Genomic DNA, 8,825 nt, shown 5'->3' on the forward strand with positions numbered 1-8,825 from the left:
GGCTGTGTCTTCAATGCGGGTGGGCTGAGGTCCGCCCTACAAACTGTTTGTCGGGTGGTGCCGCCTGGTCCAGGCGTTCAGCCGTTAATCGTCGAACTCTTCCCAGCCGCCCATTTCCTTCCAGCGATTAACGATGCCGCAAAACAGCTCGGCGGTCTTTTCGGTGTCATAGCGGGCCGAGTGGGCCTCGCGACCATCGAAGTCGATGCCGGCAGCCTGGCAGGCCTTGGCCAGCACGGTTTGCCCATAGGCGAGGCCGGCGAGGGTGGCGGTATCGAAGCTTGAGAATGGATGGAAGGGGTTGCGTTTGATCTCGCAGCGCGCGATGGCGGCATTGAGGAAGCCCAGATCGAAGCTGCTGTTGTGGCCGACCAGGATGGCACGCTTGCAGCCTGCTGATTTCACGGCCTTGCGCACGCTGCGGAAAATGTCCGTGAGCGCCTGAAGCTCGGGAACGGCCATGCGCAGCGGGTGGTCGAGCTTGATCCCGGTGAACTCCAGTGCGGCGGGTTCGATATTGGCGCCGACGAAGGGCTCGACGCGATAGAACAGCGTGTCCTGAGGGTAGAGCAGACCCTGTTCGTCCATGCCGATGGTCACGGCGGCAATCTCGAGCAGGGCATCCGTGGCGCTGTTGAAACCACCGCATTCCACGTCGATCACTACCGGCAGGAAGCCACGGAAGCGCCGTGCCATGGGCGAGCGAGACTTGCCGGGCAGGTGCTCCTCGAGTTCGTCTTCGAAGTGTTCCTCACTCATGCGCTTGCCTCCAGACGCCACTGCAGCCGCTCGCCCGCCCGCAGCGGCACGACGACCTGCTCACCGAATGGCAGGTTTGCCGGCACGTCCCATTCTTCGCGTACCAGCGTAATCTGCGCGGTATTTCGCGGCAGGCCATAGAAATCCGGACCGAAGTGGCTGGCAAAGGGTTCCAGCTTGTCCAGTGCCTGGCGCTGCTCGAACGCCTCGGCGTACAGCTCGATGGCCGCATGGGCGGTGTAGCAGCCGGCACAGCCGCAGGCCGCTTCCTTGGCATGCTGGGCATGGGGTGCCGAATCGGTGCCGAGGAAGAACTTCGGGCTGCCACTGGTGGCCGCATCCAGCAGGGCTTCCTGATGGATATTGCGCTTGAGCACCGGCAGGCAGAACAGGTGCGGCCGGATGCCGCCAACGAGCATGTGGTTGCGGTTGTACAGCAGGTGGTGCGCGGTGATGGTGGCGCCCACGTTGGCGCCTGCTGCCTGGACGAACTGCGCGGCGTCACGGGTGGTGATGTGCTCGAACACCACTTTCAGCGTCGGGAAGCGCGCGGTGACACGGCTCAAGTGTTCGTCGATGAAGTATTTCTCGCGGTCGAAGATATCGATCTCGCCGCGGGTGACCTCGCCGTGGACCAGCAAGGGCAGGCCGACTTCGGCCATCGTTTCCAGCACGCCGAAGATGTTATCGATGGCGGTCACGCCGGAGGCGGAGTTGGTGGTGGCGCCGGCCGGATAGAGCTTGGCGGCATGCACGAAGCCGCTCGCCTTGGCTCGACGGATGTCGTCAGGGCTGGTGCTGTCGGTGAGATAAAGCACCATCAATGGTTCGAAACGACTGCCCGCCGGCCGGGCCGCCAGGATCCGTTGACGGTAGGCATCAGCCTCGTCGGCGTTGCGTACCGGTGGCACCAGGTTCGGCATGATGATGGCGCGGGCGAATTGGCGAGCAGCGTCCCCTACGGTGTGAGGCAGGGCAGCGCCATCGCGCAGATGTATGTGCCAGTCGTCGGGGCGCAGCAGTGTGAGGCGGTCGGACATGCGGGGTTTCCAGGCGGGTGAAACGTGCGCGAATGCTACCGGAAAAGCCCGGGCGCGGCATCTTGCCTTCGACTGGCAGGGATGATTCCCGGCGTCGCAGCGCTCAAGTTTGCCGGCCGGGCACCGATACCAAGGAAGAATACGCATCCACCCGGAGCCCATCGTGCGCCTGCGCCCCCTCGTCCTGTTGTGCCTGCTTGTTTCACCGGCCAACGCCCTGACATTCCAGACACGGCTGGAGCGGGTGCAATGGCAGGTGGAAGGCGATCAGTTCGAGTGCCGGCTGAAACAGCCTATCACCGGTTTTGGCAGTGGCGAGTTCGTGCGCCGTGCCGGAGAGCAGGCGGTCTTTCGCCTGCATTCGCCGGAGCGTTGGCTGGGTTCCGGATCGGCGACCCTGCTTGCCGCTGCCGCGCCCTGGCAGCCATCTCGCAGCGATATCAATCTGGGCATTGTCACCGTCGCGGGCGGCGAGATCCCGTTCAACAGCACCCAGCTGCAGGCCGGACGCCTGCTCGCCGGTTTGCTCGAAGGACGCAGTCCGGTAGTGCGTCACCGCACGCTGCACGGTGGCGATACGCTGGAGATACGCTTGCTGCCAGCGCGCTTCGGCAAGGCCTACGAAGATTACCGTGCCTGTACGGCCAAGCTGCTGCCGGTGAACTTCGATCAGGTGCGCCAGTCCCAGGTCGGCTTCCCAAGCAGTGACGTGGTGCTGGATCAGTCAGGCCGCTCCAGGCTCGACATCATCCTGCAGTACCTGCGCGCCGATCCCAGTGTGAACCGCATCCAGCTCGATGGTCACTCGGATAACAGCGGCAACCGTCTGGTCAATCGCGATCTGTCGCGACGCCGGGCGCTGGCGGTACAGGAGTACCTGGTCGCCAACGGGGTGCCGGAGGAGCAGATCACGTTGCGCTTCCACGGCGAGCGCTATCCACTGGTAGCCAACAGCAGCGAGGCCAATCGCGCCAGGAACCGCCGGGTTACGGTACGCCTGGAGCGCGAACCGACGCCTGCTGCGGCATCGGCCGCGACAGCCGCTCCGTCGTCCTGAATACGGACGCAACTGCACGCCCCTGTAAAAGCATGGCTACGGGCGGTAGAATCACCGGCTTTCCGTACAACCCGTGGAGCTGATGGCATGGCGGACGTTAAGAAGGTAGTTCTGGCCTATTCCGGTGGCCTGGACACCTCGGTGATTCTCAAGTGGCTGCAAGACACCTACAACTGCGAAGTGGTGACCTTCACCGCCGACCTCGGCCAGGGCGAGGAAGTCGAGCCGGCCCGCGCCAAGGCTCAAGCGCTGGGCGTGAAGGAAATCTTCATCGATGACCTGCGCGAAGAGTTCGTTCGCGATTTCGTCTTCCCGATGTTCCGTGCCAATACCGTCTACGAAGGCGAGTATCTACTGGGTACTTCCATCGCCCGCCCGCTGATCGCCAAGCGCCTGATCGAGATCGCCAACGAGACCGGCGCCGACGCCATCTCTCACGGCGCCACCGGCAAGGGCAACGATCAGGTTCGCTTCGAGTTGGGCGCCTATGCGCTCAAGCCGGGCGTCAAGGTCATCGCTCCCTGGCGCGAATGGGACCTGCTGTCGCGCGAGAAGCTGATGGACTACGCCGAGAAGCACGCTATCCCGATCGAGCGCCACGGCAAGAAGAAGTCCCCGTACTCCATGGATGCCAACCTGCTGCACATCTCCTACGAGGGCGGCGTGCTGGAGGACACCTGGACCGAGCACGAAGAGGACATGTGGCGCTGGACCAAGTCGCCGGAGTCCGCCCCGGACGTTCCGACCTATATCGAGCTGACCTACCGCAAGGGTGACATCGTCGCCATTGACGGCAAGGACATGAGCCCGGCCCAGGTGCTGGCCGAACTGAACCGCATTGGCGGGGAAAACGGCATCGGTCGCCTGGATATCGTCGAGAATCGCTATGTGGGCATGAAGTCCCGCGGCTGCTACGAGACGCCCGGCGGCACCATCATGCTCAAGGCCCACCGCGCCATCGAGTCGATCACCCTCGACCGCGAAGTGGCCCATCTGAAAGACGAGTTGATGCCCAAGTACGCCAGCCTGATCTACAACGGCTACTGGTGGAGTCCCGAGCGCAGCATGCTGCAGCAGATGATCGATGCCTCCCAGGCCAGCGTGAATGGCGTAGTACGCCTGAAGCTGTACAAGGGCAACGTCATCGTGGTCGGCCGCAAGTCGGACGATTCGCTGTTCGATGCCAACATCGCGACCTTCGAGGAAGACGGCGGTGCCTACAACCAGGCGGACGCCGGCGGCTTCATCAAGCTCAATGCGCTACGCATGCGCATCGCTGCCGGCAAGGGCCGCACCCAGTTCTGATAAGCTGGTGCGCCTGAGCCAACCGACCCCGGCCACGTGCCGGGGTTGTACTTTCTGCACGGCCACAAGCGCTGCCGAACGAGGAGACCGGAAATCATGAGACTGCTGCATACGATGCTGCGCGTTGGCGACATGGATAAGTCCATCGCCTTCTACACCGAAGTGCTGGGCATGACCCTGCTGCGCCGCAAGGACTATCCGGAGGGCAAATTCACCCTCGCCTTCGTCGGCTACGGCGACGAGGCGCACAACAGCGTGATCGAATTGACCCACAACTGGGGTGTCGAGAAGTACGAACTGGGCGATGGCTATGGCCATATCGCCCTGGAAGTGGAAGACGTCTACAAGGCCTGCGACGATATCCGTGCCCGCGGCGGCAAGATCACCCGCGAGCCGGGGCCGATGAAGCATGGCTCCAGCATCCTCGCCTTCGTCGAGGACCCGGATGGCTACAAGATCGAACTGCTGTCGCCGCAGCGGGGCGACTGACTGGCGAATACGAAAAAGCCCCTCGCGGGGCTTTTTTTTACAGATCGAAGTCGAAGTCGTTCAACTGTTTCTGCAGACGGCGCTCCTCGAGCAGATTGTCGATGATACGGCGCTTGGTCAGATTGGTCTTGGCAACTTCGACAGGGGCTTCGCTGCTTTCGTCGTCATCTTCGGCGATGAAATCGTCTTCGATCTGAATGTCTTCTTTCTCGGCCACTTGTTCACTCCAGGGCTACGGGGGCGCTCTTGGCGCACCTTATAGCGGCAAATTCGGAGCCGGTAAAAAAGTTTTTTTCAATCGTGATGCAAGCTTTTCCCTAGCGCGCTCAATCGTCCGAGGTCTTGTGCTTGTATTCGCACAGATCCTCGATCCGACAGCTGCCACATAGCGGTTTGCGCGCCTTGCAGACATAACGCCCATGCAGGATCAGCCAGTGGTGTGCGTCCAGCAGATACTCCTTGGGCACGAAGCGAATCAGCTTGCGCTCGACCTCCAGGACATTCTTGCCAGGAGCGATGTTGGTGCGGTTGCTGACGCGGAAAATGTGCGTGTCCACCGCCATCGTGAACTGGCGAAACGCAGTGTTCAGCACGACATTGGCGGTCTTGCGGCCGACGCCGGGCAGGGCTTCGAGGTCCTCGCGATTGTCCGGTACCTGGCTGCCATGCTTCTCGATCAGGATTCGGCAGGTTTCGATGACGTTCTTCGCTTTGCTCGGATACAGACCGATGCTGCGGATGTACTCGCACAGCCCGTCGTAGCCGAGCGCGTAGATGGCCTCTGGCGTGTTGGCGACGGGAAACAGCCTGGCGGTGGCCTTGTTCACCCCGACGTCGGTAGCCTGGGCCGAGAGGATCACCGCGATCAGCAGCTCGAATGGCGTGCTGTAGGCCAGTTCGGTCTTCGGCTCTGGATTGTCTTCGTGCAGGCGACGGAAGATCTCCCGGCGTTTTTCGGCGTTCATGGCTGGCTGCTCACTCGATCACGCCTGTCACCCGCACCCGGCGGCTGGCGGCCGGCACGGCGGGTTGCTCGGCGCGGGCGCGCTCCGCGAGATGCTCGTCGATACGATTCTTCAGGGCGATCAGCAGGCCGAGCACGATGAACGCGCCGGGCGGCAGGATAGCCAGCAGGAAGCCTTTGTAATCGTCGAACAGGGTGATCTGCCAGTCGTTGGCGATGGGGCCGAACAGCAGGTGCATGTTGGCGAACAGCGCACCGGTACCGAACAGTTCGCGCAGGCCGCCGAGCACCACCAGCACCAGGCAGAAGCCGATGCCCATGAGCAGGCCGTCGAACCCGGCAATCAGCGGATTGTGCTTGGCGGCGAAGCCGTCGGCCCGTCCGAGGATGACGCAATTGGTGGTGATCAACGGAATGAAGATGCCGAGGATCTGGTACAGCTCGTAGGTGAATGCCTGCATCAGCAGCTCGATGCAGGTGGTCAGTGCGGCGATGATCATCACGAATGCCGGCAGGCGCACGGCAGTATTGACCACGCCGCGCACCAGCGACACGGCGATGTTGGAGCAGGTCAGTACAAGCATCGTCGCCAGGCCGAGACCGAGCGCATTGACGGCCGAGTTGCTGACACCGAGCAGCGGGCAGAGGCCGAGCAACTGCACCAGTGCCGGGTTGTTCTTCCACAGGCCGTTGACGGTCAGTTCGCGGTAGCTGGGTGCGCTCATGGCTGATCCCCTTGCGGTTCGGCTTCAGGCTCGGTGGTATTCAGCTCGTCGCGAGTGGCGGCGCTGCCGGCACGAGAGTGAACGGTGACCTCTGCAGGCTCCACTCGTTGCTGCAAGTCATCGCCGCCCGAGGCAGCGTCCTGGTCGTCGCCCGCGGCCAGCAGTTCGCTCTTGTGCGCGTCGAAGTACTGCAGGGTGCGATGCACGGCGCCGACAACGGCGCGGGGGGTGATGGTGGCACCGGCGAACTGGTCGAATTCGCCGCGATCCTTCTTTACCGCCCAGCCGGCGCTCTGGGGCGCGTCCAGTGATTTTCCTTCGAAGCTGCGGATCCATGGGCTCTTGGCCAATTCGATCTTGTCGCCCAGGCCTGGGGTTTCACGGTGGCCGATGACCCGTACGCCTGCAACACGACCATCGGCATGAATGCCCACCAGCAGGTGGATGGCGCCGCTGTAGCCATCCGGGGCGATGGCTTGGAGGATCACCGCATTGGGACGTCCATCCTTGATCGCGATATAGGCAGGCAGCGGGCTTTTGTTGCCGAGCAGGCGATCCTGAACCAGCACGCTGTGGTCCAGCAACTGATTGTCGTAGCTGCCGGCCGGCAGAATCTCACCCAGTGCGCGTACCTGGGCGGCACGTTCGGCGGCCTGGACGCGTTCGGCGGTTCCCTGCTGCAGCAGGGTCACCGCGCCAACGGTGACGATTGCGAACAGGCCCAGTACCGAGGCGTTCTTCAGCATCGAACGGCTTATTTCCGGAAGCATCATGTCATTCGCCCAACTTGAAGCCGCGCTCGGCCTTGCGGTGGCCGTAGGTGCGCGGGCGGGTGTAGTAGTCGATAGTCGGTGCGGCCAGGTTCATCAGCAGTACACCAAAGGCCACGCCGTCCGGGTAACCGCCCCAGGCACGGATGACGTAAACGAGAATGCCGACGCCGGCACCGAATATCAGGCGGCCACGCGGGGAGGTGGCGCTGCTGACTGGATCGGTGATGATGAAGAAGGCGCCGAGCATGGTGGCGCCACTGAGCAGATGGAACAGCGGAGAGCCGTTGCTATCGGAGCCCGAGCCGCTCCAGAACACCAGGCTCATCAGTGCCAGGGCGCCAAGCATGCCGACCGGTGCATGCCAGCTGAACAGGCGTTTGTGCAGCAGGAACAGGCCGCCGGCCAGGAAGGCCAGGTTCACCACTTCCGAACCGATGCCGCCGAAGTGGCCGAAGGCGGGATTGCCCCAGAGTTCGTCGACGGTCAGGCTGTTGTTCACCTTCAACACGTCGAGAGCCGTGGCCTGGGCCCAGCCGTCCGGGAGCGAGGCGATGCCGAGGATATGCTGCAGACCGGCGCTTATCCCGACGCTGTGGGGCACTGGCCAGGTGGTCATCTCCACCGGGAAGGAAATCAGCACCACCACGTAGCCGATCATTGCCGGGTTGAACGGGTTCTGCCCGAGCCCGCCATACAACTGTTTGCCGAAGACAATGGCGCAGCCGGTGGCAATCAGCGTCAGCCACCAGGGCGAATAGGGTGGCAGTGCCAGCGCAAGCAGCACCGCGGTGACCAGGGCGCTGCCGTCACGCAGAAAGAAGCCGACCGGGCGCTGGCGCAACTTCAAGATCACGGCTTCGAAGGCGAGGGCGGCGGCGCACGCCCAGGCCAGGTTGATCAGCGTGCCCGCGCCATACAGCCAGCTCAGTACGATCACCCCTGGCAGGGTGGCCGCGAGTACCAGCAGCATGACGCGCTGGGTGCGGTTGGCGCCCTTGGCATGGGGCGAGGTGATGCGAGGCAGGGCCATTGGCTCTCCGGTTCTAGCGCTTCGTCGAGGGCAGCAGGCTTGCGCAGGCTTCGCCCCTGAACGGAACTCGTTGATGTGTCGCCTGACGGCGGAAGCGGTTCACGGCCATCGTGTCGAGTGGCGCGCTCATGGTGTCCGGTATTCCGCGAGCTTGCCCTGCGCTTCGCTCAGTCGCGCACGGGCGGCATCCAGTGCAGTCGCCGTGGCGTTCCCGTCACGCTCGAGCTTGCGCAAGTCGGCACGTGCAAAGGCCACTTCGGTTTTCAATGCGCGTTGCTGTTCGTCGACGCCAGCCTTGTTGATTCGTACCAGATCGGGCGCAGGCTTGTGTGATGCATCCTCAGCGGCGTGCAGGGCCTGCTCCGCCGCATTTAGCGCATCGCGCAGACGGCTGAGCTCGGGCTCTTCAGCGCCAGCTTTCTCGGCTTTTTTCAGCTCGGCGCGCTTCATTGCCAGTTCGATCTTGGCCTTCTTCAAAGCCTCATCGCCTGCCGGCTTGGCGGGCGCTGTCGCTGCTGTGCTCTGGGGTGCGACCAGGCTGGTCTCCGCTTCGTGCAACTGCTGGCGCAGGCGGGCGAGTTCGGCCTGCTGGCCGTTGTCCGGAGCCTCGAGCTTTTCCAGCTTGCGGATCTGCGCTTTTAGCATGGCGGCTTCGATCTTGGCCTTCTTCAGCGCCTCGTCGT

At 63.2% G+C, this 8,825-nt stretch carries 10 protein-coding genes and 1 pseudogene; 3 read left to right on the forward strand and 8 right to left on the reverse strand.

Annotated elements, in window-relative coordinates; translation table 11 throughout:
• Positions 1-84 precede the first annotated feature (84 nt).
• Together rnt and pyrC are read right to left on the reverse strand one after the other, a co-directional pair.
• Positions 85-759 (reverse strand): ribonuclease T, encoded by a 675-nt coding sequence (gene rnt, locus B597_RS42500; protein ID WP_003293618.1) that lies wholly within the window; start codon positions 757-759, stop codon positions 85-87.
• Entirely contained in the window at positions 756-1,799 is a 1,044-nt protein-coding gene (gene pyrC, locus B597_RS42505) for a dihydroorotase (protein ID WP_003293617.1), read from the reverse strand. Before pyrC ends, rnt begins: the two co-directional genes overlap by 4 nt.
• Positions 1,800-1,962: 163 nt before the next feature.
• Here pyrC and B597_RS42510 point away from each other — a divergent pair, with 163 nt between their 5' ends.
• From B597_RS42510 to gloA, 3 genes are all read left to right on the forward strand, one after another.
• Entirely contained in the window at positions 1,963-2,856 is an 894-nt protein-coding gene (locus tag B597_RS42510) for an OmpA family protein (RefSeq protein WP_024162432.1), read from the forward strand.
• An 87-nt stretch (positions 2,857-2,943) separates the two neighbouring features.
• Entirely contained in the window at positions 2,944-4,161 is a 1,218-nt protein-coding gene (locus B597_RS42515; protein ID WP_003293615.1) for an argininosuccinate synthase, read from the forward strand.
• A 96-nt stretch (positions 4,162-4,257) separates the two neighbouring features.
• Complete coding sequence (gloA, locus tag B597_RS42520; RefSeq protein WP_003293614.1) at positions 4,258-4,650, forward strand: lactoylglutathione lyase; 393 nt, start codon at positions 4,258-4,260, stop codon at positions 4,648-4,650.
• 37 nt (positions 4,651-4,687) lie between these two features.
• On the opposite strand, the gene B597_RS42525 is transcribed toward gloA, so the two are convergent.
• From B597_RS42525 to B597_RS42550, 6 genes and pseudogenes are all read right to left on the reverse strand, one after another.
• Positions 4,688-4,867, reverse strand: coding sequence for a PA3496 family putative envelope integrity protein (locus B597_RS42525; protein ID WP_003282969.1), 180 nt, complete (start codon positions 4,865-4,867; stop codon positions 4,688-4,690).
• A gap of 109 nt (positions 4,868-4,976) precedes the next feature.
• Positions 4,977-5,615, reverse strand: a complete 639-nt coding sequence (nth, locus tag B597_RS42530) for an endonuclease III (protein ID WP_003293613.1) — start codon at positions 5,613-5,615, stop codon at positions 4,977-4,979.
• 10 nt (positions 5,616-5,625) lie between these two features.
• Positions 5,626-6,339 carry an electron transport complex subunit E gene (locus B597_RS42535; RefSeq protein WP_003293612.1) on the reverse strand — a complete coding sequence of 238 codons (714 nt, stop codon included), beginning with the start codon at positions 6,337-6,339 and terminating at the stop codon, positions 5,626-5,628.
• Entirely contained in the window at positions 6,336-7,112 is a 777-nt protein-coding gene (gene rsxG / locus B597_RS42540) for an electron transport complex subunit RsxG (protein WP_031323728.1), read from the reverse strand. Before rsxG ends, B597_RS42535 begins: the two co-directional genes overlap by 4 nt.
• A gap of 1 nt (position 7,113) precedes the next feature.
• A complete protein-coding gene (locus B597_RS42545) occupies positions 7,114-8,142 on the reverse strand; it encodes an RnfABCDGE type electron transport complex subunit D (RefSeq protein ID WP_003293610.1) in 1,029 nt (342 codons plus the stop codon).
• Positions 8,143-8,268: 126 nt separating this feature from the next.
• A pseudogene (locus tag B597_RS42550) lies at positions 8,269-8,825 on the reverse strand (electron transport complex subunit RsxC); the annotation flags it as partial.

This window comes from Stutzerimonas stutzeri KOS6, from assembly GCF_000307775.2.
In the GTDB taxonomy this organism is placed as follows: domain Bacteria; phylum Pseudomonadota; class Gammaproteobacteria; order Pseudomonadales; family Pseudomonadaceae; genus Stutzerimonas; species Stutzerimonas stutzeri_B.